This window comes from Clostridium sp. BNL1100 (assembly GCF_000244875.1).
Lineage (GTDB): Bacteria > Bacillota > Clostridia > Acetivibrionales > DSM-1351 > Ruminiclostridium.
Genome location: NC_016791.1, coordinates 4009767 through 4033292, shown reverse-complemented (window position 1 = coordinate 4033292; position 23526 = coordinate 4009767). Strand labels below are relative to the sequence as shown.

Genomic DNA, 23526 nt, shown 5'->3' with positions numbered 1-23526 from the left:
TGTTCATGCTCATCGGATAAGTTCCTTTGCTTTATTAAGTCCGAGAGCTTTTCGGATGCTTTTAAATCAGAGATTTTTTCATCTGTATGGCTAATATCGAACAGGAAAGCTTTAAAAGAGTTGTTGAGACAAAATGCGGATTAGGAAAAAGTTTCTCGAATAATATTGAATTATAGAAAGGGATCGTTATGGAGTATATAATAAAAGAATTTTTGCTTTTTTTAACATACAGCTTTATTGGCTGGGTATGTGAGGTAATATATTGTTCGTTTCCGGATAAAAAGTTTGTGAACAGAGGGTTTTTAATAGGCCCGTATTGTCCTATTTATGGCTTTGGAGCACTTGCAGTCATAAATATTTTGACACCTTTTTCAGATAATCCTATAATAGTTTATTTTCTTGCAGTGATTGTAACTAGTCTTTTGGAATATGTTACGGGATATTTATTAGAACGAATATACCATTTAAAATGGTGGGATTATTCAAATTATAAGTTGAATATTCATGGAAGAGTCGTATTACATAATTCGTTGATTTTTGGAGGATTATCATTAATCGCAATATATTTTCTAAATCCTATTTTACTTAATATGATTAACAAGTTGCCATTAAGCATGCGTTACACATCAAGTTTAATATTACTATCCATATTCTTGACTGATAATATAATATCTACTCTAAATGCTTTAAAATTGAATACCAACCTATCGAAGCTTCATATGATTGCGGATGAAATCAAAGAGACGATGTCAGAGGAATTTTTTATAAAATTAAAATCAATACAATCTGACGAAGAACTGTCTCAGATTAGGGTATTAACAAATAAAATCGATGAGCTTAACCAAAAATTTAATGATATATCAAAACAAAATAAAGAGTTTGTGAAAAGAGTATTTGCTGCTTTCCCCAATATAACGTCAAAATTACATAAAGAAACACTAATTAATTTAAAAGCAGTAAATAAAATGAACACAAACAAGAAAAATAAAAAAAGCAATTGATAGTATAAAAAATAAAGCACATGGGTGAATAACCCGATGTGCTTTATTTTGCCTTATTCAACATCAATTGTAATGCTGTTGTTTGGCTTTTCTTCTTTAGGAACTACAACTTTAAGTAAACCATTTTCCAGTTTTGCTTTAATACCATCTGGCTTGGCATCTTCCAAATAAATTGAACGACTCATAGAACTATAACGTCTCTCTCTGTGGATGAAATTCTTTTTCTTTGATTCACTGTTTTCATCCCTAGTAATAGAAATCATAAGTTTTCCATCGTTAAGTTCAACATTGATGTCTTTTTTATCTATACCTGGCACTTCAGCCTCAATTAGGTATTCATTGCCATTATCTTCGACATCAACTTTGAAAGTGTCATGTGTGAGGGTTCTTCTAAAAGGCCAGTCATTGGAAAAAAAGTCATCAAGTACGTTGTAGAAGTCCTCAAAGCCAGTGTTTGTAGAGATTTCTTTGTTCTTTTTGTTAAAAGGTACTAATCCAGCCATAAATAACAACTCCTTTTCAATTTATTTTTTGTTAGCACTCTCGATTGTTGAGTGCTAATTATTATATAACACAGAATGTTCCACTTGTCAATATATTTTTGAGAATTTTTTTATTTAAATTTGACTTTGATATTTTTCCATAAACGAGAGTCAATCTTGGATATGTTTCCATTTACGAGCGTGGATATGTTCCTAAGTTCGAGAGTAGGTAAAAATAGAACTAAAACGCCGTTTTGACAGCTATCAAGACCTCTCAAAACACGTTGAGGTGATAATAATGATGACGTATTGTGGTCGAGACAAAAAATAAAGGGGTACAACCACAATATGTAGTGGTTTTGGAGCAAAAAATGAGAAAAAAACGGGCAGAAATAGTGCATTTTTCGGCCCGTTTTTTTGAGGCATTTTATAGATGACATCGGGTGTTTTTTGTAAATTCACAAATTGTTTGCAATATGTTATTCATAACTTTTAAAAATGTAACAGAGACACTATATTTTTTCTTATTGTATATATAATTAAATTATGTTAATATAAACATATCAATAAATGTTGAAATGTTTATATAATGTGGAGGATATATTATGAAAGAGAAAATATTAAGTGTAGGATCAATTATATCATCTTTTTTTGCATCAATATGTTGTATTGGAATCCCTCTATTATCAGTTCTTGGTTTGAGCGGTATAGGTCTTTCTTTTGCTCCAGTTATTACACCTTATAAAAACGTTTTCATAGTAATAACAGCATTAATGCTTGGTGTAGCTCACTATATAATAGCAAAAAATAAGAGTACACCAAAAACCACAAGAATTATTCTATGGATTTCAACGGTAATATCTGTTGGATTTATTTCATATTCGTACTTTTTAGAGAGGTAGTTATGCAAATTAAAAATGAACAAATTGAAGCGTATACAAAGTTTTTTCACGGACTATCTAATCCTACAAGATACCAAATTATTATTTCTTTATTAAATGATAAAAAAAACGTAGGTGAACTGGCCGAAGATTTATGTTGCTCCCAAAGTCTTATATCAATGCAGTTAAAATGTTTGAAATGGTGTAATTTTGTAAAGTCAATTAAAGAAGGAAAGAATATCTATTATTATATTTCTGACGAAAGAATAAAGGAACTTATTCAGCTTGGCCAATCAATAGCCGAAGGGAGTATAAATAAGATATGTACCTGTGAGGTTATAGAAAATGAAAATAAGAGTTAAGGGAGGAAAATATAGATAATGGAAAAAGAAACTTTGAATAAATGTTGTTGTGGAAATTCAGAAAAATCTTCGTGTGAGGTAGGAAATAACAATTTGTGTCCTGTATGTGAAAAACAAGGTACTCTTGTTAAAAACATTACAGTAAAGCATATGGTACTTGATGAGTTAACGGAGCAAATCGGTGATAAGGATTATTTTTTATGCATGAGTGAGGAATGTGATATTACTTATTACAATACAGAATCTAATATCAAATTTAATAAACAGCAAGTAAAAGTACCAATATGGTTTAAGAACGGCGCTAATCCTAAATATGCCTGTTACTGTAGTAAAGTTACGGAGGAACAAGTTATAACTGCTGTCGTAAAAGATGGTGCTAAAAATATGAAAGATGTCTTGAAGCTTACTGGAGCAATGAAAAATGCGCAATGCCAGAATAACAACCCATTAGGTAAGTGTTGCCATCAAATAGTTCAGGATGCAATAGATAAGGGACTATCAATCAAATAGTGACAAATTATTCATGTGACACTTTATAAACTGGTATCGTATGAGTTTGGTATTATCTATTGGTATATAGGATCAATTATGCTAAATGGAAAAATTAATAGAATTGAATTGAAAATCCAAAGGTATTGAGATGATAAATCTTGATGCCTTTGTTTTCATATACCCAAAACAATTTTCTAAATCTGCCGTCAGGCAGAAGCACATGAGGCTATGTTTTTCTTTTTTATGAGAAGCATAGCCTCTTTTTTTATTGCCTGATGTGGCGAAAAAGAATGGAGGAAACCGAAATGGCAAACGAAACAATGCGTATCTTTTTCCCTCTGAAGATCGTGACTTACCCCCAGGGCGAGTATGGAGTGGAGGACAATCCGGTGGAAATCACCCCTGCAGATGCTGTCTCTTATGAAGATGCTATCCTCGCTGCCATCGTCAAAGAGAACCGGCAATTTAAAAATGACCGCGGCCTTGCGGAATACATCCATGAGGATGCGCTGAAGGAAAAGGTACACAGCCTGTATCCATCCGTGGAAGTCTGCGATGGTGAGCTGTGGGGAGTCATGACCGCCGGGCTAACAGAAGCTCTTTCTGGTGAGGAAACAGCCGAGCTTTTGAATTTTGTGGTTGGACAAAATGCAGATGGCTTCGGGGAAAGCCTAGAACAGCGCCCTATCAAAACGCCAGACGGCGAGATTTATGTCAGCCTCTGGAATGATGAGAATTACTCCATCAAGCCGGAGAAGGAAATGAAAAACAGCGCTCCCGCTCTCGGTTACAGCGGTCCGATGATGGGAGGAATGTAAGTGAGCAAGATATTTTCCATCATCGGCCTGGAAACCAACACTGGCATCCGCGACGTTGGACTCATGAGTGGGGTTCCCGAAGTGGAGGACATACAAAACTCCCAGCTATATAAAGAACTGGTTGAGGACTGCGGCGGTTCAGAATACATCACAGTGGCGGTTAAATCCTTCCGTTATGGCGAGGGGGAACCTCAAGATGCAACCGTCGAAGATCTCCAGTGGCTTAAATCTCATCCCGAATTCTTGAAAAGTAATGCGGTTACAAATCTGCAAAACGCAAGATTCGCCATCCTCTATCCTGATCAGGGGATGCAGATGAACATGTAGCGTCTTTTGGTTTTATAAAACTGAAGGGCGCTTTTTTTATTTCAGAAAGGAGATAATCAATGTCAGAAAAGGAAAAGGTGATGACTGTGACACTGATGCGGTCGGACCTGTACGACGCGCCCGCATACTCCGGCGCATATCTGAAACTCCCCGCAAGCCGGGACGAAATACAGGACGCACTACATCGTGCAAGAGTCACAGATGATCAGCCATATCAGGTTGTGGAGTGCTTCAATATGCAGGGAGAGGAACTGAGTTTTATTCCAGAAAATCCTCCTCTTGCTGAGCTGAACTTCCTTGCATACCGTATAAGTGAGTTGAGCGAGCATGACCGCATCGCCTTCACCGGCTGTGCGTTAGTGGGCGAGGGCAATCTGGCAATGCATGACCTGATCAACCAAACATACAATCTTGGTGATGCTCATGCAGTACCTGCTAAAAATGATCGGGAACTCGGCAAATTCTATGTCGACAATGATTTTATAGATGCGGTCAATCATGTACCTCCAGAATATCAGCAGGAGCTTCTGGACTTGCTGGACTATGAAAAAATCGGTCGTGCGCGTCAGGAAGCGGAAGGTGGTATCTTTCACAACGATTTTTATGTAGTAAATGGCTCTGGGAGTTGGGAAACAGTTTATGATGGTATCCACTTGCCGGAGCAATCTTTCCTGGAGAACTATGTCTTTGAACTCCTGGTATGTGATGGTACATTTTATCCGTCGGATATTGACGAATGTACAATACTTAAACTGCCCGCTACACCGGATGAGATATCGGAAGTATTAAAGGAACAGGGCATTAAAAATTTTGATGGATGCGTGGTGTATACCAATAAAAGCTCTGTCCCCAAATTAAATGGTGTGTTTGGTGACTATGAGGACATCGAAAAAATAAAGCTGCTGGCAGAAAAGATTTATGAACTCCGCTGCCAAGGTCAGGAAGCGAAGTTCAAAGCAGCTCTTGAGCTGATGGACTGTACCGATATCGACCTGGCCCTTGATATTACACAGAACATGGATTGCTTTGATTTTTATCCGGAGCTGTCCTCCCCTGAAGATTACGCCAGGCAGGAATTCCTGAAACGATATCACATCCCGGAAGATGATCCAATGCTCAAGCACATTCATTTCTCCCGATGCGATTCTGATCTGATGAAGGAAGCAAATATTTGCGCTACGCCCTATGGCATAATCCGGCTGGGCAACCGGGAGATGACTCTGGAATATTCAAGTCCCGCACTTGGTCAGCAGATGCTGTAACCCACAACAAAGATAATAGAACGAAAAGGCGCTGTCTTATAAAAAAAGGCAGCGCCTTTTTTGTTTTCCGAGAAAGGAGCTGAATCATGAACTATGATATAACCCCAGAACAAAAGACAGGCGCGGGAGTGACCGGCCCGCCAAAAAAGTACGTCGTGCCGCCGCCAAAAGATCCCTCCCGCTGCGAGGGCTGTCCCTATCCCGGCGTTGGATTTATCTGCTGGAGCGCAGACGGCTCCTGTATGAAAACCGATATGGAGAAAATTAACCTCCGAAGCAAAGGCAGGTGATCAAAATGAACAGCATCATCAGCTGGGTGGGCGGCAAGAAAGCACTGCGGGAGATGATCTATCAGCGGATGCCAAAGGAGTTCGGACGGTACATTGAAGTCTTCGGCGGCGGAGGCTGGGTGCTGTTTGGTAAGCCACCCGATACTGCCATGGAGGTCTACAACGATTTTAATTCCGACCTGGCAAACCTGTTCCGCTGTGTCCGTGACCGTCCCCTGGCTCTCTTAAAGGAGCTGAACTTCTTTCCTCTCAACGGCCGCGATGAATTCAATGTCCTGAAAAAGTATCTGACGAAGGAGGAGTTCACAAACGAGTATCTGCGGGAGGAACTGGAGATTGCCGAGCAGTATCTCACAGAGCCGCAGTTTGAGGAAATCGAGCCCATCCTCTTGGAATACGCGCAGATGAATGATGTGAAGCGCGCCGCCGCCTTTTACCGGCTCATCCGCTTAAGCTACGGAAGCGGCTGCACCAGCTACGGCTGCCAGCCCTTCGATATCCGCAGAACCTTCCACCTGCTCTGGCAGGGCAGCCGGAGGCTCAAGGATACCATCATTGAAAACAAGGATTTTGAGGATTTGATCAAGCAATACAGCCGGGAGAACGCCTTCATCTACTGCGACCCTCCCTATTACCAGACGGAAGGACACTACGCCGTGGAATTTAAAAAGGAAGATCATACAAGGCTGCGGGATACCCTTGCAGCTTGTCAGGGAAAATGGCTGGTCAGCTACAACGACTGCGAATTTATCCGGGAGCTGTATCAGGGCTTTTGCATCGAGTCAGTCAGCCGCCTCAATAACTTGGCGCAGCGTTACGACAACGGCTGTGAATACGCCGAAGTCCTGATTTCAAATTACGATACCGGCGAGCGTCTGCGGGACATGCCGTCCCAAATGAATCTCTTTGACGCCGACCTGTTTTCGGCAAACAACGATGACCCCACTGAGGGGCTAACTTAAAGGAGGAAATCCCTATGAAAATGATTGAAATGAAATCTGCTGTAGACAACAAAGGCTACCTTATTTTTTCGGAGGAAACCGTAAGCGCAGCCGGGTTAAAGCCCGGTGACGAGGTGTACGTCACCCTCACGGTTTCGGAGGAAGAAAACTATCCGTACCCAATGATTCTTATTATGACAGAACCCTTGGATATCACCATTCACAACGCACAGGAGATGGATGAGGAGGAAGAACCGGAAGAGGAAGATGATCTGACCCTGCCTTATTCCCTGCTGGAAGATGCGAATATCCCTTTGGATAGCGATCTGGACATCATCTGCGGGGACAGAGAAATCAAGATCCGACCCGCCGACCCGCTGGATCGTCTGCCGGATGAACTGCACGGGCTGTTTGACAACCTGGGCATCCACTCCGACACCGTTCGGGAGGTTATGAAAAAGGAGGGTTACTTCGTATGAAAGCAAAGCCTATTTACAAAATCGTAGACGGCAAGGGGCGTGTCCTGATCCCCAAAGAACTCCGATCCTCCTCTGGCATGGACTATGGTGATATTGTCAGGCTGGGCATCAGCCAGGGAACTATCAGCATCAAAAAAGTGGATCTCATCGAGGTGGGTGATCAATCGCCGGAGGCGGTGGAAGCCTTTGTCCATGCCGCTATCCGTGAGATGCCGGAGGGCACACAGATCGCCATCGCTGCACGGCTGCTGGAACTCATCGAGCAGAGAAAGGGGCAGCGTCATGAGTGAAAAAACATTATTTTCTCAGGAGGACTGCTTACAGACCGGATATGACATGCCCATCAGCGGAAAGGTCATTGTCCTGCATCCTTCCGCACTGCCGGAGGACTGCCGGGAGGCAAAACACCAGCTGTACTTTTGCACCGGAGGAAACGGCAGCAATCCTAATCCCATCAGCCGCTCAATCTTTACCGTTTCCCTGGCGGAAGGAGAAAAAATCCGCTGGAACCGGAGTGACGTGTTCGGTATTGCAAAGCCGGAGATCCTGTCCGATCAGGCCAGACTCCAGCTGTCACAGATTCGTCCCGTGGGAGCGCTGGATTTGAAAAACCATGAGCCGCAATACAGCGGCTATTGTTATCTGCCGGACGGACGCTACACCACCGGTGTCTGGCTGTGCAGTGCGCAGGAGGTCAAGGACTACATTGACATGCAGAAGGACTACCAGCACAAGATCATGGTCTGCGACCGGGAGGACTTCTGCATTTTTGAGATGGTGGACGGAAAGCTTATCTACCCGACACAGGAGGCCATGGAATCGTACCGCAGGGAGCAGGAGCAAAGCGGAGGCATGGAACTGAAGCTATGAAACCAATCAGGACTTAAGGCCGGGATCAGATTGCTGATTCCGGCTTTGTCATAGTCAAAATCAAAAAAGAAAGGACTGAAAACCCATGAAACAAAAAGGAAAACGCATTGGCATTCTCGCCCTTGTTCTCCTACTTCTGGTCTGCGGCGGGATCTATACGGCATACCGCCTGCATCCGGAAAATTTCATCCAGAAGGATGAGATCATCACCCGCGGCGAGTTCGCCGCCATTATGGTGCGGGATATCCCGCTGAATACTGCAAACGCAGAGAAAGACCCGCCCAGCTTTCCTGACATTAACGGTCACTGGTCGGAGGCAAGCATTGAAGCCCTAATCGATGCCGGCATTATTGACCCCCTCGACTATCCGGACGGCTTCTTTCCGGATGACCCCATCACCCGCGCCGAGATCATCAAGATGCTCGTGCGGATCAGCGGAAAGGATGAGGAAGCGAAAAACACCCAGGGACACAGCGGCTATGAGGATCAGGACGCGATCAAAGATGGGGACAAAGGATATCTCATCATTGGCCGTGAGGACGGTATCATCGGGGACACAGATGATAATAAGATCCATCCGAATGATCCTGTGACAAAGGGTGAAGCTGACGATCTGATCGATAAGGTCAAGCCGCAAAAGTCCACGCCAACTCAGGTATCTCCTTCACCAGCCCCCGGTACTTCGGACCAGCCGACGACAACTCCCGTAAATCCGGCTCAGCCAACACCCACGCCGGTAAATCCAGCTCAGCCGACACCTGCTCCGACAAATCCGGCTCTGCATACTCCGACACCTACGCCGGATAATCCGGGCAATGGTTCCGGGGGTAGTTCGGGAGGAGGCTCACATTATTACCCGGACGCACAGGTGCGATTTGAACTTCCTGCGACCGCCCATACCGACACGGAAATTCAAGTAATGCCTGTGTGGAAATACATGAGCAACTTCACCTGGTCGTTAACCAAAGCCGCCGTGGACGGCTCCCAGCAGCCTGTGGCACTGGAAGATGCTATCAGCGGTACCCTCGGATTGGAGGGCGGTACCATTGGGTTCAAGGAGGACGGACAGTATACCCTGACCGCCACAGCAAAGAACTCCAGAGGAAAAGAAACCGTACTGTCCAAACAGATCACGGTCTATCCGATAATTGATCTGAGCTTTGATCTGCCGGAAACGACGCACACGGACAAATCGACCATACTTGCCTTTCAGCTGGAAAAGCTCTATGGGCACGACATCGTGTGGATTACTGAGAAGGATGGAGAAGCCGTGCAGCCAGCCGACATCCTGGAAGGTAAACTTGGGAATGAAGGTGGCACCTTTGTGTTCAGGAGCAAGGGCGAATATATGCTGACAGCATCTATCACCGACGAAACCGGCCGTGTCTTTACTCATACGGAAAGCACCAAAGTCTATCCGGTAGCCGGAATTGCCTTTGAACTTCCAGCCGCTTCCCATACAGATACAACACTGGATGTTTCAACAAATCTGACGGAAGCAGACGGACTGACGGTTGACTGGAGCCTGACCAAAAACGGTGAAGCTGCAAAAGAACTTGCCGATGAGCTGGAAGGTGCTTTGACCAATGACGGCGGCAAGATCCGTTTCAGGGATAAGGGCGTGTATATGCTCACGGGAACGCTCACCGATGAAACCGGCAGAACCTTTGAAACCTCCGGGACTATCACCGTCTATCTGGTAGGCTCCGTTGGATTTTATCTGCCTGAGATCACCCATACCGATACGAGTGTTCAGGTAGAGGCATCATTCCAGAATCTTGGAACAGCGGAAATCCAATGGTCGCTGACCAGAAATGGAGAATCCGTTCCCGTTGCCGATTACATGGAGGGGAAACTCACCGACACGGACAGCACCGTCCGTTTCAAAGAAAAGGGCGAATATGTGCTGAAAGCCGCCTTTACTGACCCCGCGGGAAGAAACTACAGCTATACTACGCCGATCAAGGTATATCCCGTTCCCGGCATCACCTACAAGCTACCGGAAACCGCCCATACCGACACCCTCGTCTCCGTGATTCCAGAAACCTTGGAATTAGACGGTTTAAAAGTGGAATGGCTGTTAGAGAACGGCTTTGGATTCCAGGATTTTGCGACTTATGTCGATGGAACTCTGGATAACAGCGGCGGTTCTATCCGATTCAAGCATGCTGGTGCCTATGAGTTGATTGCGAGAATCACCGATGAAATAGGGAGAGTATTCCTGTTCGAAAACGGCGGCAAGATCGAAGTCCTGCCGGTGCTGAACATTTCTTTCGAGCTTCCCGAATCGACCCATACCGACCGTACCGTTGACCTTCGGACCCGCGGTAAAAACAACGTGCTGCCGGTGGAATGGTCGCTTACCAAAGACGGAGAGTCTGTGGAAACTTCCGATGCTTTGGAAGGAAGCCTGAATGCCTACGGCGGTAAAATACAGTTTAAAGATGTCGGGAGCTATATCCTAACGGCCTCCATGACGGATGCGTTGGGCAGAGTGTTCTCCTATAGTGCATCCACTACGGTCTATCCGATCCCGTCAATTTCACTCAGCGTCCAGCAGACCTGGCATGCCGGAGAAGCCGGAACCGTCAGTGTCAGCGGCACGGACTTGGAGAATCTCACCGCGGACTGGACAATCATCCAGGGTGACGGCGGCGCACAACCGTATGACATCTACACTTCCGGCACTCTGACGAAAACAGGCGGCAGCCTGACTTTCCCAGCGAAGGGACAATACGAGCTAATTCTCACCATGACAGACCCCACCGGCCGAACCTTTATCAGGAGCCGGAGTATTACGGTCTATCCCATTCCTTCAATTTCACTCAACGTCCAGCAGACCTGGCACGCCGGAGAAGTCGGAACCGTTAGTGTCAGTGGCACGGATCTGGAGAACCTCACTGCGGACTGGACGGTCATTCAGGGAAGCAGTAGCGCAAAGCCTTATTCTGCCTATGCCTCCGGTACCCTGACCAAAGAGGGCGGCAGCCTGACCTTCCCGTCGAAGGGACAGTACGAGCTTATCCTCACTATGACGGACCCTACGGGCCGAACCTTTACCAGAAGCCAGAGCTTCATGGTTTATCCCATCCCGTCTGTTTCACTCAGCGTCCAGCAGACATGGTATGCCGGAGAAGCCGCAACGGTCGGTGTCAGCGGCACGGACTTGGAGAGCCTTACCGCGGACTGGTCGGTCATTCAGGGAAACGGTAGCGCGAAGCCTTATACTGCTTATGCCTCCGGGACCCTGACCAAAGCAGGGGGCAGTCTGACCTTCCCCTCGAAAGGACAGTATGAACTGATCCTCACTCTGACAGACCCGACCGGCCGAACCTTTGCCAGAAGTCAGAGCTTCACGGTGTACCCCATTCCAACCATGAGCATTGGCGTACCATCGCTGACCTACAGCGGTGAGTCCATGGCGGTCACTGCCTCCGGTACTGAGCTGAGCGGAGCAGCCGCTGACTGGCTCCTTTCAGTGGATGGTGGCGAGGCAAAGCCCTACACGGAATATGCAACCGGCTCCCTCGGAATCAGCGGTGGCACTCTGTGGTTCCATACGGATAAAACCGTTTCCGTGAAGCTGCAGGCAGTGGTCACTGATACCAATGGGCGCAGATTCACTTTCACCTCTAATGCAGGACTGGTCAAGCCCATTGCCAGCTTCCCGTTTACCGTTCCTTCCTCCGCACATATCGGCTCCGGCTTTTACGTTTCTCTGCCGGGAACCTCCGGACTGGAGGGCAGGACTCTTAATTGGTCGCTGACCAAGGGCGGAAGTGCGGCTGGCTACACTGGAAGCCTCACGGGCAGCGGTGGGACCATTGCTATCCAAAGTACCGGAAGCTATGTCCTAACTGCCAGCACTACCGACAGCACCGGAAGAACTTTCACCTATTCGCAGAACATCACCATCACCAACAACGCACCGAATAAACCAACCGGAAGCGCATCGGTAACCCGAACCGCGAAGGCTGGCAAACTGTTGGTGAACTTCTCAGCCTATGCCACCGATCCGGACGGTGACACTGTGACCTTGGAATACTCCGGCAACACCTCCGACAGCTACTATGCTGTGGGTGCCCATACAGTGAAGGTCAGGGCAAAAGACGCCTGGGGGCTGTACTCCGACTGGACGGATATCACCTTTACCGTTTCCAATTCCGCTCCATCGACCCCTGTCATCACCCGTACTCCTGACGGCAACAGCATTGCACCAGGCGTAGCTATTACCATCACAGCCGCAAGCACCGACCCCGATGGAGATGCCATCACTTATATTTGGGAAGGCCGTCCGGCACAAACCAGCACTGCCTATCCATTGGGCAAAAATGTGGTTCGCGTGAAGGCAGTGGACTCTACCGGCGCTGAATCTCCATGGACAGCTATTGTGTTCTTCGTTGCCGACCCCAATCGAGGCGGCGGCATGACGCTCACCGGGCCAGAGTCAGTAATCCTGGAACAGGGCATTGCGGGTGCGACCATAACCAATTACACCTTTACGGTTCCGCCTGTTTCCGGGCACTCAGGACAGGACTTTGGTCGTGTCCGCGGCTATAACATATTGACGGGCCAATGGGATCAGCTGGATTACGGCACAACGACCAACGGCATCACCTTCAGCCGCAGCCTGTCGCCCGGACTCTACAGCCAATTGGAGTTTTATTACTACACAAACCATGATTGCATGTACAACAAAAGCAACATCACGTACTCCGTCGCATTCTATTTTCAGTAACGGGTAACGGCAGTTTTACCGGGAAAGGAGGAAGCTTCGTGAACAGTATTCAGATCAAAAATAACCGTATTCTTTACTATGGCAATACCGCTGGCTATATCGAAAAAGGCAGGGCCATTGTCGACCCCATGTTCCAGACCGATGAGATGAAGTCCTATCTTTCAGAAAAGAAAGGATTGGACGTGGAATGGAAAAACGGTACCTTTGCACGGCTGGCGGAAGGCAGCATCGACCAGGAGGGCAATGCGCAGGTACTTAAAAACTGCCGTGTCTGGCAGCTGAAACCCGACACAGACGTCATGATGAAATTCATCGGGTATGACGAGCTGCAAAAAGAGTTCGGGGAACCCGACCCGGACAATTACCTGGTGATTTATGACGGCGAAGTGGAAACCAATGATCTGGAAGAACTGTACGCCAAATTCAACCTTGACCACCCGTCCGGCTATGAGGGGCACAGCCTCTCCATGTCGGATGTGGTGGAATTGTACGATGAATCCGGCAGCTCCTTCCACTATGTCGACCGCTTTGGATTCCGGGAGATTTCATTTCAGGCGTCCGAACAGGAGCAGCTGCAAGGCCCGCAGATGAACCTGTGAACAGGTACCCCAACAGCCGGAGGGCTGTTTTTTTAACCCCAAAAATAAAGGAGGAAACACCATGAGTAAACCGCAAGCCGCAGCCAAGACCCCGCAGGAATCTGCACAGACCGCAGCCGGGCAGCCCATGCCCATGAAGGTAGACGTCAAAATCGGTTCCATCCGCCCAGAGGGTAACATCCGGGCCTATGCATCCATTAACCTGAACGACTGCTTCGCCATCCGCAATGTGAGGGTGGTGGACAGCTCCAAAGGATTATTCGTTGCTATGCCCAGCTACCGCGCGGGCAACGAGTACAAGGACATCTGCTTCCCGGTTACCAAGGAATTCAGGGAACAGCTGAATAACGCAGTGATCGATGCCTACCATCAGGCGCTCACCCAAAGCCAGAGTCAAGACCAGCCAAAGGCGGCTGACGCGCCCCCTTTTGATCAAGCGCCGGAGCAGCATTCCGGCATGCAGATGGCGGGACTTTAAGCCCCACCATTTTTCTCTTTAACAACCAAACAATAAATTAAAATGGAGGTAATCTCAATGAAAAAATTCGTATCCAAGGTAAAAAACCAAATCACAGGCAAGATCCTTATGGCACAGTCCCTGCTTCGTTCCCAGCACGGTGAAGGCTTCGTGGACACCGCAATCAAAATCCTGATGGCTGTTGTCATCGGCGCCCTTGTCCTTGCCGGGCTGTATGCTCTGTTCGGTGAAACGATCCTGCCGACCCTGAAACAGCGCATTATTGAAATGTTCAACTATGGGGGCTGATGTGCTGCTCCTCTTGCAGGGCGGTTTTTTCACTGTCCTTCTGGCGGCAGCCTGTCTCTGGGATATCCGAAAACGGATCATTCCAGACACCCTCTGCCTATGCATTGCCCTGGTCGGGTTTCTGGCTTTTGAGCCGGAAAAACTGTTCGGTGTCTTTGCCGCCACGCCGTTTCTAATCGCCGCCCTGATTTGGGGCGGCATGGGCGGCGGGGATATCAAGCTCATGGCGGCGGCCGGGCTGGTGCTGGGCTTTCACAAAAGCATGGCTGCCATGATCATAGGGCTTACGGCCCTGTTGATCTGCCATGCAGTTTATGCCATTATCCAAAAGCTGCGCGGGAGGGCTGTGCAAAAAGCATACCCCCTCGCGCCTTTTTTAACGCTTGGCTGCCTTGCAGCCTATTTTATTATTATATAAGGAGGAACACTCTATGGGTTTTCTGAAAAACCGCACAATGCTGGGCGTACTCTGCATCGTGCTTTCTTTACTCATCTGCTTTGCGATCACTCCCCTGTTCAACCAAAGTGTATCGCAGAAAACAAACATTGTCCGGGTGGTCAAGGACGTCAAGTCCGGCGCTCAGATCACAAAGGATATGGTGCAGACCGTGGAGGTCGGCGGCTATAACCTGCCGGAGGACGTGATCCGGCAGAGTGAAACTGTGGTCGGCAAGTATGCGTCAGCGGATCTGTTTTCCGGCGATTACATCCTTCCAGAAAAGATATCCGATGTCCCAGCCGCTGAAAATGCCTATCTCTACAGCTTAAACGGTGACAAGCAGGCCATTTCCGTCAGCATCAAAAGCTTCGCGCAGGGACTGTCCGGTAAGCTGGTTTCAGGGGATATCGTGTCGGTCATCGCCCCGGACTACAAGAAGCAGGGCTCCACCGTAATCCCCCCGGAACTTACTTATGTGGAGGTCATCGGCGTGACCGCCAGCACTGGTTATGACACCAATTCTAAAGAGCCTTCCGAGAATACGCAGGATGAAACCGAAAAGCAGCTTCCCGCCACGGTCACCCTGCTGGTTTCCCCGGAGCAAGCAAAAATCCTCGCGGAACTGGAAACGGACGGCAAACTCCATCTTTCCCTTATCTTTCGCGGAAGCAAAGAGAATGCCGCCCAATTTACCGAACTGCAGGACAAGGTAATCGAAACGCTGTACCCGACTCCCGCGGAGCAGAGAACCGGGCAAACAGAGCAGCAAGCCGCCCCGGAAGCTTCAGCAGAACCCGAAAACATTGCACCGGAAGCCGGAGGTGAGTAATGTGATGAACTTTATAAAAGGAAGTATTTTTACCCGCGGTAAAACAGAACCTCCAAACGAGGAACCAGAGCAGGATGTACAGGTACTGGCGGTATGGGGCAGCCCCGGCAGCGGCAAGACCACGGTCAGTGTGCGCCTTGCCAAGCATCTGGCGGATCAGAAAAAGAATGTGGCACTGCTGCTTTGCGACATGACTGCGCCTATGCTGCCCTGCATCTGCCCACCCGGTGATCTTGAGTGCGAACGATCCCTGGGCAGCATCCTTGCCGCCACCCATGTGACGGATATGCTCATCAGGCAGAACTGCATCACCCACAAGAAGATAAGCTATCTGACGGTCATCGGCATGCTCAAGGGCGAAAATGTGTTTACTTACCCGCCTTATACCCAGGAACTTGCGACAGAGCTGATCGACCATCTGCGGGACATCGCCCCATACATCATCATTGACTGTGGCAGCGCCATCGCCCACGATATCTTGTCGGCGGTTTCCCTGCTGGAGGCTGATACGGTGCTGAGACTGGTAAACTGCGATCTCAAGTCCATAAGCTACCTGTCCAGCCAACTGCCACTCCTCAAGGATCAAAAATGGGATTCGGAGAAGCAGTACAAGGTGGCCTCTAACGTAAAATCAAACCAGGCGGGCGAGCACATCGAGCAGGTGCTGGGCAATGTGGCGTTCAAAATCCCGCATTCGGACGAGCTGGAGAACCTTGCGCTCTGCGGGGATTTGTTTAAGGATCTGGCACTCAAGGACAGCCGCGGCTTTCGTGCGGAGATCGCCAAAATTGCAAAGGAGGTGTTTAATGTATGAGTCGAAAAAAACACGGAGATATGGGACAGCAGCCGGTGCCGGTGCCCTCAGAGACAACTGAAAAATCCCGTACAGTGAGCATGGCAGGCAATCAGAGCCTGTTTTTTTCATCTTCGGGAGCGCGCGAGTTCGGCTCCGTGCTGCGGGAGGTGCAGGAGTATATATCCTCGCATTACGCAGGACTGATTACAGACAGCGGCGCAGGAGAGATGAAGGCACAGATCAAACGGTATATCACCAAATACATTCAGGATAACCGCATTGCAGTCTCCGGCATGACACAGCCGCAGCTGGTGGACGCTCTCTACACCGAAATGGCGGAGTTTTCATTCCTCACCAAGTACATCTTCGGAAGCGGCATCGAGGAAATCGATGTGAACGGGTGGGATGACGTGGAGGTGCAGTACAGCAGCGGCGTCACCAAAAAGCTGGACGAACACTTTGACTCGCCCGAGCATGCCGTTAATGTGGTGCGGCGTATGCTGCATGTTTCCGGCATGGTGCTTGACAACGCCAGCCCCACCGTGTTGGGGCATCTCTCCAAGAACATCCGTATCGCGGTATTAAAAGCGCCGGTGGTGGACGAGGATGTGGGAGTAGCGGCAAGTATCCGTATTGTCAATCCGCAGTCGATGCAAAAGGAGGATTTTATCCTGGGAGGAACCGCAACCGAGCCGATGCTGGGCTTTCTGGCGGAATGCCTGCGTTATGGCGTTTCCACCTGTGTAGCTGGAGCCACCAGCTCTGGGAAAACCACGCTGGCAGGCTGGCTTTTAACCACTATCCCCGATGGAAAACGAATCTTCACGATTGAGAACGGCTCTCGTGAGCTGGCATTGGTGCGCCGGAAGGACGGCAGAGTCTGCAACAGCGTCATCCATACCCTGACCCGCGACAGTGAAAACGAGCGGCAGCGGATCGACCAGACCACCCTGCTGGATATGTCCCTGCGTTTTAACCCCGACATACTGGTTGTTGGAGAGATGCGCGGCGCGGAAGCAAACGCGGCGCAGGAAGCTGCCCGCACTGGCGTGGCAGTTCTGACCACCATCCACTCCAACAGCTGTGAAGCCACCTACCGCAGAATGGTATCTCTTTGCAAGCGCGCCGTCGACATGTCCGACGAAACCCTCATGGCCTATGTAACGGAAGCGTATCCCATTGTGGTGTTCTGCAAGCAGCTCGAAAACAAAGCGCGCCGGGTTATGGAAATCATGGAGTGCGAGATCCTGCCGGACGGCACAAGAAACTTTCGCCCGCTGTTTAGGTATCAGATTGCCGAGAACCGTATGGAGGACGGCAAATTCATCATCAACGGCGAGCATGGTGTGGTACAGGGAATCTCACCCGGACTGCAGAGGCGTTTTCTCGAAAACGGCATGCCGCAGGACACCCTGAAACGAATTATTTCGATGGGAGGTGCCGCGGTATGACCACTGTTTTACTTTTCGCCTGTGTCGGTATGATTATCGGCGCCTTTTTACTGTTTGGGATCACACCGTTGGAGTTTACCGATGGGTTGTTCGGTTTTCTGACCCGGAAAAACAAGAGCATCAAGGCGGAGATCAATGAAACGACCCACCGGAAAAAGACCGGCTACCTGCGCCGTGAAGTTACAGAGGTGCAGGAAATTCTAAAAATCACCGGCCGAAGCAAGCGATTCTCCATGGTCTGCGCCGCCTCACTTTTACTGTTTGCGGTGGGCGCAAGCCTCGCCATCCTTCTGGGCAATGTGTTCCTCGTGCCGGTGCTTGCGGTGGGGCTTATGTTTCTGCCCTTCTGGATCATCCGGCTGACGGCGACGCATTACAAAAAGAGCGTAGCGGCGGAACTGGAAACGGCGCTCTCCATCATCACCACGGCGTACCTGCGAAATGAGGATATCCTGACGGCAGTGGAAGAAAGCGCACAGTACCTGAATCCGCCCGTGCGGAATGTGTTCACGGAATTTCTGGCGCAGACAAAACTGATTGATCCAGATGTGGAAACCGCGCTCCATGCCATGAAACCGAAGATCCAAAACGAGGTCTTTCATGAGTGGATCGACGCGATTTGTGCCTGCCTGTACGACCGCAGCCTGAAAACCACGCTGACGCCGATTGTCAGTAAGCTGAGTGATATGCGTATTGTCAACGCGGAACTGGAATTTCTGGTATCCGAACCACGCAAGGAATTCATCATCATGGCAATCCTGGTCATCGGCAATATCCCTGTCATGTACATGCTCAACCGGGACTGGTATCATACCCTGATGTATACAGCAGTGGGACAGATCATTCTTGCGGTGTGCGGGGCGGCCATTTTCATCAGTATGGCATTCGTCATTAAGCTGACCCGACCCATTGAGTACAAACGATAGCCGCGGCTATCGACAAAATCGGAGATATCATAACCGCTGCATGGATGTGGTCGTTTTATTATTAAACTTTTCAGGAGGTGAAACTATTTGCAATCTCTACTATTTTTGTTTACGGCTTTGTTTGCGGCAGGGCTGTTTTTTATTCTGGCGGAGGTACTGAAGCTGCCGGCCATAGGCGCTGCCAAAGCCATGCTGTCTGCTGGAAAAGAGGATAAGAAAGCCGCAAAAACCGTGGAAGCCTGGTTGATGTCAGGCGCCGTGAAGCTTTCAAAATATATCCGAATGGACGAGTACAAGAAAAGCCGGATGACAAATATCCTCAAGGCAGCGGGAATTCCCATGACGCCGGAGGTGTACTCGGCCTATGCCATTGTCAAGGCCGGCGCCATCCTGCTGGGCGTGATCCCAAGCCTGGTGCTGCTTCCTTTGCTCTCACCAGTGTTAGTCATTCTGGCTTTGCTGACCTATTTCAAGGAAAGCAAAAGAGCCGACGAGCAGCTCCGGGAAAAACGGGAGCAGGTAGAAAGCGAGCTGCCCCGGTTTGTGGCAACGATTGAGCAAACTCTCAAGGCCAGCCGGGATGTGCTGGCAATGATCGAAGCCTATAAGAAGAACGCTGGCTCCGCCTTTGCCCATGAGCTGGACGTGCTGACGGCCGACATGCGCTCCTCCAGTTATGAGGCGGCGCTGACCCGGTGCGAGGCAAGACTGAATTCTCCCATGCTTTCCGATGTGGTGAGAGGACTCATCGGTGTCCTTAGAGGCGATGACAGCGCCGTATACTTTCAGATGCTGACACATGATTTCAAGGCACTGGAACTGCAGCGGCTGAAAGGACAGGCGCAGAAGATCCCGCCGAAGATCCGGGTGTTTTCCTTTGTCATGCTGATGTGCTTTCTCTTTACTTACCTTGCCATCATTGCTATGGAGATAGTCAGTTCCCTCGGCAACATGTTTTAGAAAGGAGGAAATCTCATGGATATGGATCGAAAAAAATTAGAAAAAAAGCTGCAGGAAAAGATGGAAGCGAACTACCGCTCCTACATCCAGCAGCTCCAGAACAAACCTGTATCCGATCTGATCGGGCAGGCTGCGGAAATCGCCGCGGTGAAGCTGGTGTACGAGGAACTGATGGAAGCATGCAGTCCGGATTACGCAGAATACCTGATCCGCTTTGAAAATCCGCTGGAGTTGGTAAGTAATTACTGGTTGGATGAACAGAATGTGGCGCACAGCGAAGAAATGGGGCACGTCCTCTGGAACATCGTGGACAAGGGGTTGGGAGAGGGTGATTATGCGATAGATGAAGCATATCAGCCGCCAACTCTTAACGAGGGGGTACGCCTATGTTGAAACGGCTGCACTCCAAACGGGGCGAGGGTTATATCGATGTGGCGGTACTGGTGCTGTGCGTGATGCTGGTCATCGCCGTGGCGGTTAGTGTTTTGCCGGTGTTCGTCACCAAAAATAAGCTGGATACCTATGCCACGGAGCTCTGCCGGGAAGCCGAAATTGCTGGGCGTGTGGGCAGCGAAACGACACTGCGGGCACAGGTACTCACGGAAAAGACCGGCCTGAATCCTGACATCTCATGGTCGAAATCCGGCAAAATCCAACTCAACGAGGAATTTACAGTGACGGTGACTACACAGGCGGATATCGGTCTGTTCGGAGGATTCGGGAGTTTTCCTGTCACTCTCCAGGCTCGTGCCAGCGGAAAAAGTGAGGTATACTGGAAATGACAAATGGAAAATTATGTGTTATACTGAAAGATAAAAAAGGAACATCTTTTCCGCTCATAATTGCGGTTGCCCTTGCGCTGGTCATCATTTTCTGCGGCATATCCGAATACATTCGGCTGGTTATTATTGCACAGGGTGTTCGGGACGCAGTACAATCCGCTGTCATTTCGACAGTGAACGACAGTTATGATGATGTTTATCACGGAGTGCGAGAAGGATACAGCGGTGCTTATCAGCCATCGGCGGATGATTTTGAAGAAAGTCTGGACTATAGTGACATTTACGGACTTCTGGACGAACTGCTGGGGCTGCGTTATGCAGGCGGCTATCATGTGAAATACGCCGGAGATGTGGTAGAATTCAAGCTCTCCAGGCTGTCGGTGGACTTGCAGAATATGCCGCTGGCACCCGGCAGCCCCGACAATAATGATGGCTTTCTAGCCGATGCGGTAATTCGGCTGGAGGTTCCGGTTCGGTTCGGGGGTAAATTGCTCCCCCCAATGCAGATCAACCTCAAAGTACAGGCCAAATATATGCCCTTGTTTTAACAATTTTCGGATTTTCCTGGACTTCTGAAAAAACTTGTAGTATGGTGTGTCATTGAAAAAACACATTAACCTTTTACACAAAAGGAGGTAGTTTGAATGAAACTGACAGACAAAACAAAAAAGAGGCTCACCCTAACCGGACTCGGTGTGGTATGCGTAGTCCTTGTCATAGCCATATCCTCGCAATTCAAGACAGAAAAGCCGGTAGATGTGCCAATCCAGCCCTCTCCGACCATGTCGGGGGTAGTCAACCCCAGTGCGGAACCCCCGACATCCGCCGCAGCGCCGACAACGAAACCGGAGGTAAGCGTTTCACCTATTGATCCAACTGCAACACCGGTCGTGACCGCAGGCACGGATACAGCTGATTCCAGCGGTAAGGATCAAAGCCTGCAGGCAGAGCCTACCAAGCCTGCAGCTCCTACAGAAAAACCTACACCCAAGCCGGAAACTTCTACAAAAGATACAAGCAAAGCACCCGAATATAAGCCGGAGGATACGGTAAAAACTGAACCCAAGGAACCTTCAGGTGGTGAGAAAAAAGATGGCAAGATTTATGTCCCCGGATTTGGCTGGATAGACGATGAAGGTGGGGCTGTTGATCAAAAAACAGTAGGTGGTGAAGGTGATATCAATAAACAGGTTGGAGATATGGACTGAAGATAGTTCTTTAATAAGCTAAAAGCACCGAGTTTTCGGTGCTTTTTGTTGTTCAAGGAGGGTTTAAATGAAACGACAACTCAGCATTTTTTTCGCATTAGTACTGCTGATTTCTTTAGTTTTGCCTATTAAAGCCTACGCTGAGGGGGATGGCAACATAGACCACGGTGGCGGCGGAATGGGCAGTGGTACAAGCGAAAACTATTGGAATTCCGGGAATGAGGGTGTCAGGATAACTGTTATTCGGGGAAGTGACAGAACAGCAGTCACCACTCCCATTGACTTCACCAATAAAACGCCCGCGGTAGCCGTACATTTCGGAAAAGTATCAAAGATAGCATATACAAATGGAAGCTCTATTACACCATCTACGTCAACATATTCGTGTATAAAAGTTGAAATACCTCTTCCACGAATTATAAGCTCCGACAGCGGGCAAGCCAGCATTGAGGAAATTAAGCGATATTTCTGCTCGGAATATGTTTTAATGCGTATTGCCGATGTTACCGGCATGAACTACGATATACTAATCAACGGCGAGTATAAGCTTCTGCTGGAGCCCATCGCATACATGACATTCCAGGGCATCAAGATGGCAATGACCGCTACCGAAGCGGCACTTTACGACCAGCAGTTGGGTGGAGGGCTGCGCAGCAAGATGGTGTCTCTCAGCCATAAAAACTTACCTCTTGCAATGTTCCTCGAAACACCCGACCTCGGCTATCCTGCATGGTCGGGTTCCCGGACATCCCCGGCTTCCAACGCAGATATCATCGCAGCTCTCGGCATTGGAATTGTCCGGTTCAATGAAACACTGGCCGATCCGCCTGAAGTTACAACTTATAATTATGAGTACCGGGTTAATACTGAGGTTATCACCTCAGTCACAGTTCGCGGCGGTCAGGCCGATCCCGATCACCCGGTGACGGTGCGCTTCACTATCGGCGGTCAAACCTATACCGTAAGCGGAGTGTATTATCCGGAGGGTGACCGCCAGCTTGTGTGGGTACGGTGGCGGACACCTTCCACACCGCAGACTATGACCATTCAGGTGGCGGTATCAGGAGGCGGCTCTGCCGGCAGTGGTACCATCACCGCTAAAATCGTAGATCTCTCCGGCAACGATCCGCCCAACCCCGTTGCGGATGACCGTAACGACAGCTATACCGCGCCGGCCGTTCCCAATAAGGCACAGACAACATCGTCCTCCTGGGGAATCTGGCGTCCATGGTGGCATGAATATTGGGTTTGGGAAAGCGACTGGAACTGGCACGGCGACGGAGAAGGCGGAGGCAGCTGGGAGGATGACGGCGAATGGGTGGACAAGGGCTGGTGGGAGTTCGATTGGGACGCTTACCATGCCAGTCTTTCCGCATCCATGAGTATCGTGCCGGATGACAAAAACCCAACCGCATACGGAAAAACCATGAAATCAGGGTATGGCGTAAATCAATATACAACCGCCAATGTCAGCACCAATCAGTCATCAGCAGTGACCGATGCACAAACTGCGGTTACCTATTTTCCTGAATTTCAGTACAAAACATACTGGCGACTGCTGAAACGCACACAGACCGGTTATAACTCCAAATTCGAATTTGCGTCCAATAAATACTCAACTTATAAGCGCAGAACGCAGTTCACCCCGATCTGGTTCCCTGATGGAAGCTATACGCCATACACATGGCTGATCGATTGTTGGACGCCAACTGGTATGCTCAGTATGAACCTTACCGACTCGGTGACCATTCGTGGAAGCCTTTGGGATGACTGGCATATCGCGCCGGTAAAGCCGTAAACAACAGAAAAAGAAACAGGATCGCAGGG

Annotated in this window: 28 protein-coding genes; 27 read left to right on the top strand and 1 reads right to left on the bottom strand. The window is 48.9% G+C overall.

The features are described 5' to 3' along the window. Nucleotides 1–188: 188 nt before the first annotated feature. Nucleotides 189–1001, top strand: a complete 813-nt coding sequence (locus CLO1100_RS17165) for a hypothetical protein (RefSeq protein WP_014315038.1) — start codon at nucleotides 189–191, stop codon at nucleotides 999–1001. Between the two features lie 53 nt (nucleotides 1002–1054). Here CLO1100_RS17165 and CLO1100_RS17160 read toward each other — a convergent pair whose 3' ends face one another. Continuing rightward, nucleotides 1055–1504 carry an Hsp20/alpha crystallin family protein gene (locus tag CLO1100_RS17160; RefSeq protein WP_014315037.1) on the bottom strand — a complete coding sequence of 150 codons (450 nt, stop codon included), beginning with the start codon at nucleotides 1502–1504 and terminating at the stop codon, nucleotides 1055–1057. Between the two features lie 584 nt (nucleotides 1505–2088). Between CLO1100_RS17160 and CLO1100_RS17155 the strand changes: the two genes are divergently transcribed. The 26 genes from CLO1100_RS17155 to CLO1100_RS17030 all read left to right on the top strand — a co-directional run bounded on the left by CLO1100_RS17155 (nucleotide 2089) and on the right by CLO1100_RS17030 (nucleotide 23497). Further along, complete coding sequence (locus tag CLO1100_RS17155) at nucleotides 2089–2385, top strand: hypothetical protein (protein WP_014315036.1); 297 nt, start codon at nucleotides 2089–2091, stop codon at nucleotides 2383–2385. Between the two features lie 2 nt (nucleotides 2386–2387). Next, nucleotides 2388–2726 (top strand): metalloregulator ArsR/SmtB family transcription factor, encoded by a 339-nt coding sequence (locus CLO1100_RS17150; protein ID WP_014315035.1) that lies wholly within the window; start codon nucleotides 2388–2390, stop codon nucleotides 2724–2726. 18 nt (nucleotides 2727–2744) lie between these two features. Then, nucleotides 2745–3236, top strand: a complete 492-nt coding sequence (locus CLO1100_RS17145; RefSeq protein WP_014315034.1) for a Csac_0668 family 2Fe-2S cluster-binding (seleno)protein — start codon at nucleotides 2745–2747, stop codon at nucleotides 3234–3236. Nucleotides 3237–3523: 287 nt separating this feature from the next. After that, nucleotides 3524–4036 (top strand): hypothetical protein, encoded by a 513-nt coding sequence (locus CLO1100_RS17140; protein ID WP_014315033.1) that lies wholly within the window; start codon nucleotides 3524–3526, stop codon nucleotides 4034–4036. Then, entirely contained in the window at nucleotides 4037–4363 is a 327-nt protein-coding gene (locus CLO1100_RS17135) for a hypothetical protein (RefSeq protein ID WP_014315032.1), read from the top strand. A 59-nt stretch (nucleotides 4364–4422) separates the two neighbouring features. Further along, a complete protein-coding gene (locus tag CLO1100_RS17130; RefSeq protein WP_014315031.1) occupies nucleotides 4423–5625 on the top strand; it encodes an antirestriction protein ArdA in 1203 nt (400 codons plus the stop codon). A gap of 86 nt (nucleotides 5626–5711) precedes the next feature. After that, entirely contained in the window at nucleotides 5712–5915 is a 204-nt protein-coding gene (locus tag CLO1100_RS17125) for a hypothetical protein (protein WP_014315030.1), read from the top strand. A gap of 5 nt (nucleotides 5916–5920) precedes the next feature. Then, nucleotides 5921–6877 (top strand): DNA adenine methylase, encoded by a 957-nt coding sequence (locus CLO1100_RS17120; RefSeq protein WP_014315029.1) that lies wholly within the window; start codon nucleotides 5921–5923, stop codon nucleotides 6875–6877. A gap of 14 nt (nucleotides 6878–6891) precedes the next feature. Continuing rightward, a complete protein-coding gene (locus CLO1100_RS17115) occupies nucleotides 6892–7335 on the top strand; it encodes a hypothetical protein (RefSeq protein WP_014315028.1) in 444 nt (147 codons plus the stop codon). Next, complete coding sequence (locus CLO1100_RS17110; protein WP_014315027.1) at nucleotides 7332–7625, top strand: AbrB family transcriptional regulator; 294 nt, start codon at nucleotides 7332–7334, stop codon at nucleotides 7623–7625. The genes CLO1100_RS17115 and CLO1100_RS17110 overlap by 4 nt, the downstream gene beginning before the upstream one ends. Next, nucleotides 7618–8205 (top strand): hypothetical protein, encoded by a 588-nt coding sequence (locus CLO1100_RS17105; protein ID WP_014315026.1) that lies wholly within the window; start codon nucleotides 7618–7620, stop codon nucleotides 8203–8205. The genes CLO1100_RS17110 and CLO1100_RS17105 overlap by 8 nt, the downstream gene beginning before the upstream one ends. Before the next feature lie 85 nt (nucleotides 8206–8290). Further along, nucleotides 8291–12943 carry an S-layer homology domain-containing protein gene (locus CLO1100_RS17100; RefSeq protein ID WP_014315025.1) on the top strand — a complete coding sequence of 1551 codons (4653 nt, stop codon included), beginning with the start codon at nucleotides 8291–8293 and terminating at the stop codon, nucleotides 12941–12943. Between the two features lie 38 nt (nucleotides 12944–12981). Next, nucleotides 12982–13542, top strand: coding sequence for a YodL domain-containing protein (locus tag CLO1100_RS17095; RefSeq protein WP_014315024.1), 561 nt, complete (start codon nucleotides 12982–12984; stop codon nucleotides 13540–13542). A 61-nt stretch (nucleotides 13543–13603) separates the two neighbouring features. Further along, complete coding sequence (locus CLO1100_RS17090; protein WP_014315023.1) at nucleotides 13604–14020, top strand: SpoVG family protein; 417 nt, start codon at nucleotides 13604–13606, stop codon at nucleotides 14018–14020. A 57-nt stretch (nucleotides 14021–14077) separates the two neighbouring features. Then, nucleotides 14078–14308, top strand: coding sequence for a DUF6133 family protein (locus CLO1100_RS17085; protein ID WP_014315022.1), 231 nt, complete (start codon nucleotides 14078–14080; stop codon nucleotides 14306–14308). Continuing rightward, nucleotides 14298–14726: an A24 family peptidase gene (locus CLO1100_RS17080; protein WP_041700328.1), complete on the top strand. Its 429-nt coding sequence runs from the start codon at nucleotides 14298–14300 to the stop codon at nucleotides 14724–14726. The genes CLO1100_RS17085 and CLO1100_RS17080 overlap by 11 nt, the downstream gene beginning before the upstream one ends. A gap of 13 nt (nucleotides 14727–14739) precedes the next feature. Beyond that, the gene (gene cpaB / locus CLO1100_RS17075; RefSeq protein WP_014315020.1) at nucleotides 14740–15576 is read left to right on the top strand and encodes a Flp pilus assembly protein CpaB; all 837 of its coding nucleotides are present in this window, start codon (nucleotides 14740–14742) and stop codon (nucleotides 15574–15576) included. Between the two features lies 1 nt (nucleotide 15577). Beyond that, nucleotides 15578–16390 (top strand): AAA family ATPase, encoded by an 813-nt coding sequence (locus CLO1100_RS17070; protein ID WP_041700327.1) that lies wholly within the window; start codon nucleotides 15578–15580, stop codon nucleotides 16388–16390. Continuing rightward, nucleotides 16387–17823, top strand: a complete 1437-nt coding sequence (locus CLO1100_RS17065; protein ID WP_014315018.1) for a CpaF/VirB11 family protein — start codon at nucleotides 16387–16389, stop codon at nucleotides 17821–17823. The genes CLO1100_RS17070 and CLO1100_RS17065 overlap by 4 nt, the downstream gene beginning before the upstream one ends. Next, nucleotides 17820–18749 (top strand): membrane protein, encoded by a 930-nt coding sequence (locus CLO1100_RS17060; protein WP_014315017.1) that lies wholly within the window; start codon nucleotides 17820–17822, stop codon nucleotides 18747–18749. Before CLO1100_RS17065 ends, CLO1100_RS17060 begins: the two co-directional genes overlap by 4 nt. Nucleotides 18750–18836: 87 nt before the next feature. Beyond that, entirely contained in the window at nucleotides 18837–19709 is an 873-nt protein-coding gene (locus tag CLO1100_RS17055; protein ID WP_014315016.1) for a hypothetical protein, read from the top strand. Between the two features lie 15 nt (nucleotides 19710–19724). Continuing rightward, nucleotides 19725–20102 (top strand): DUF3848 domain-containing protein, encoded by a 378-nt coding sequence (locus CLO1100_RS17050; RefSeq protein ID WP_014315015.1) that lies wholly within the window; start codon nucleotides 19725–19727, stop codon nucleotides 20100–20102. Further along, on the top strand, nucleotides 20096–20491 hold the full coding sequence (locus CLO1100_RS17045) for a DUF4320 family protein (protein ID WP_014315014.1): 396 nt from the start codon (nucleotides 20096–20098) through the stop codon (nucleotides 20489–20491). The genes CLO1100_RS17050 and CLO1100_RS17045 overlap by 7 nt, the downstream gene beginning before the upstream one ends. Next, nucleotides 20488–21039, top strand: a complete 552-nt coding sequence (locus tag CLO1100_RS17040) for a hypothetical protein (protein WP_014315013.1) — start codon at nucleotides 20488–20490, stop codon at nucleotides 21037–21039. The genes CLO1100_RS17045 and CLO1100_RS17040 overlap by 4 nt, the downstream gene beginning before the upstream one ends. 96 nt (nucleotides 21040–21135) lie before the next feature. Further along, complete coding sequence (locus CLO1100_RS17035) at nucleotides 21136–21699, top strand: DUF6550 family protein (protein ID WP_014315012.1); 564 nt, start codon at nucleotides 21136–21138, stop codon at nucleotides 21697–21699. A 67-nt stretch (nucleotides 21700–21766) separates the two neighbouring features. Further along, the gene (locus tag CLO1100_RS17030) at nucleotides 21767–23497 is read left to right on the top strand and encodes a hypothetical protein (protein ID WP_014315011.1); all 1731 of its coding nucleotides are present in this window, start codon (nucleotides 21767–21769) and stop codon (nucleotides 23495–23497) included. The last annotated feature ends 29 nt before the right edge of the window (nucleotides 23498–23526 follow it).

Excerpts from the sequence above, each read along its gene's own strand:
- CLO1100_RS17100 (WP_014315025.1), top strand. The coding sequence starts at position 8,291 with ATGAAACAAAAAGGAAAACGCATTGGCATTCTCGCCCTTGTTCTCCTA.
- CLO1100_RS17090 (WP_014315023.1), top strand. The coding sequence starts at position 13,604 with ATGAGTAAACCGCAAGCCGCAGCCAAGACCCCGCAGGAATCTGCACAG.
- CLO1100_RS17105 (WP_014315026.1), top strand. The coding sequence starts at position 7,618 with ATGAGTGAAAAAACATTATTTTCTCAGGAGGACTGCTTACAGACCGGA.
- CLO1100_RS17110 (WP_014315027.1), top strand. The coding sequence starts at position 7,332 with ATGAAAGCAAAGCCTATTTACAAAATCGTAGACGGCAAGGGGCGTGTC.
- CLO1100_RS17130 (WP_014315031.1), top strand. The coding sequence starts at position 4,423 with ATGTCAGAAAAGGAAAAGGTGATGACTGTGACACTGATGCGGTCGGAC.
- CLO1100_RS17045 (WP_014315014.1), top strand. The coding sequence starts at position 20,096 with ATGTTGAAACGGCTGCACTCCAAACGGGGCGAGGGTTATATCGATGTG.
- CLO1100_RS17160 (WP_014315037.1), bottom strand. The coding sequence starts at position 1,504 with ATGGCTGGATTAGTACCTTTTAACAAAAAGAACAAAGAAATCTCTACA.
- CLO1100_RS17115 (WP_014315028.1), top strand. The coding sequence starts at position 6,892 with ATGAAAATGATTGAAATGAAATCTGCTGTAGACAACAAAGGCTACCTT.
- CLO1100_RS17060 (WP_014315017.1), top strand. The coding sequence starts at position 17,820 with ATGACCACTGTTTTACTTTTCGCCTGTGTCGGTATGATTATCGGCGCC.
- CLO1100_RS17030 (WP_014315011.1), top strand. The coding sequence starts at position 21,767 with ATGAAACGACAACTCAGCATTTTTTTCGCATTAGTACTGCTGATTTCT.
- CLO1100_RS17050 (WP_014315015.1), top strand. The coding sequence starts at position 19,725 with ATGGATATGGATCGAAAAAAATTAGAAAAAAAGCTGCAGGAAAAGATG.
- CLO1100_RS17150 (WP_014315035.1), top strand. The coding sequence starts at position 2,388 with ATGCAAATTAAAAATGAACAAATTGAAGCGTATACAAAGTTTTTTCAC.
- CLO1100_RS17035 (WP_014315012.1), top strand. The coding sequence starts at position 21,136 with ATGAAACTGACAGACAAAACAAAAAAGAGGCTCACCCTAACCGGACTC.
- CLO1100_RS17040 (WP_014315013.1), top strand. The coding sequence starts at position 20,488 with ATGACAAATGGAAAATTATGTGTTATACTGAAAGATAAAAAAGGAACA.
- CLO1100_RS17120 (WP_014315029.1), top strand. The coding sequence starts at position 5,921 with ATGAACAGCATCATCAGCTGGGTGGGCGGCAAGAAAGCACTGCGGGAG.
- CLO1100_RS17140 (WP_014315033.1), top strand. The coding sequence starts at position 3,524 with ATGGCAAACGAAACAATGCGTATCTTTTTCCCTCTGAAGATCGTGACT.
- CLO1100_RS17125 (WP_014315030.1), top strand. The coding sequence starts at position 5,712 with ATGAACTATGATATAACCCCAGAACAAAAGACAGGCGCGGGAGTGACC.
- CLO1100_RS17155 (WP_014315036.1), top strand. The coding sequence starts at position 2,089 with ATGAAAGAGAAAATATTAAGTGTAGGATCAATTATATCATCTTTTTTT.
- cpaB (WP_014315020.1), top strand. The coding sequence starts at position 14,740 with ATGGGTTTTCTGAAAAACCGCACAATGCTGGGCGTACTCTGCATCGTG.
- CLO1100_RS17145 (WP_014315034.1), top strand. The coding sequence starts at position 2,745 with ATGGAAAAAGAAACTTTGAATAAATGTTGTTGTGGAAATTCAGAAAAA.
- CLO1100_RS17085 (WP_014315022.1), top strand. The coding sequence starts at position 14,078 with ATGAAAAAATTCGTATCCAAGGTAAAAAACCAAATCACAGGCAAGATC.
- CLO1100_RS17065 (WP_014315018.1), top strand. The coding sequence starts at position 16,387 with ATGAGTCGAAAAAAACACGGAGATATGGGACAGCAGCCGGTGCCGGTG.
- CLO1100_RS17080 (WP_041700328.1), top strand. The coding sequence starts at position 14,298 with ATGGGGGCTGATGTGCTGCTCCTCTTGCAGGGCGGTTTTTTCACTGTC.
- CLO1100_RS17165 (WP_014315038.1), top strand. The coding sequence starts at position 189 with ATGGAGTATATAATAAAAGAATTTTTGCTTTTTTTAACATACAGCTTT.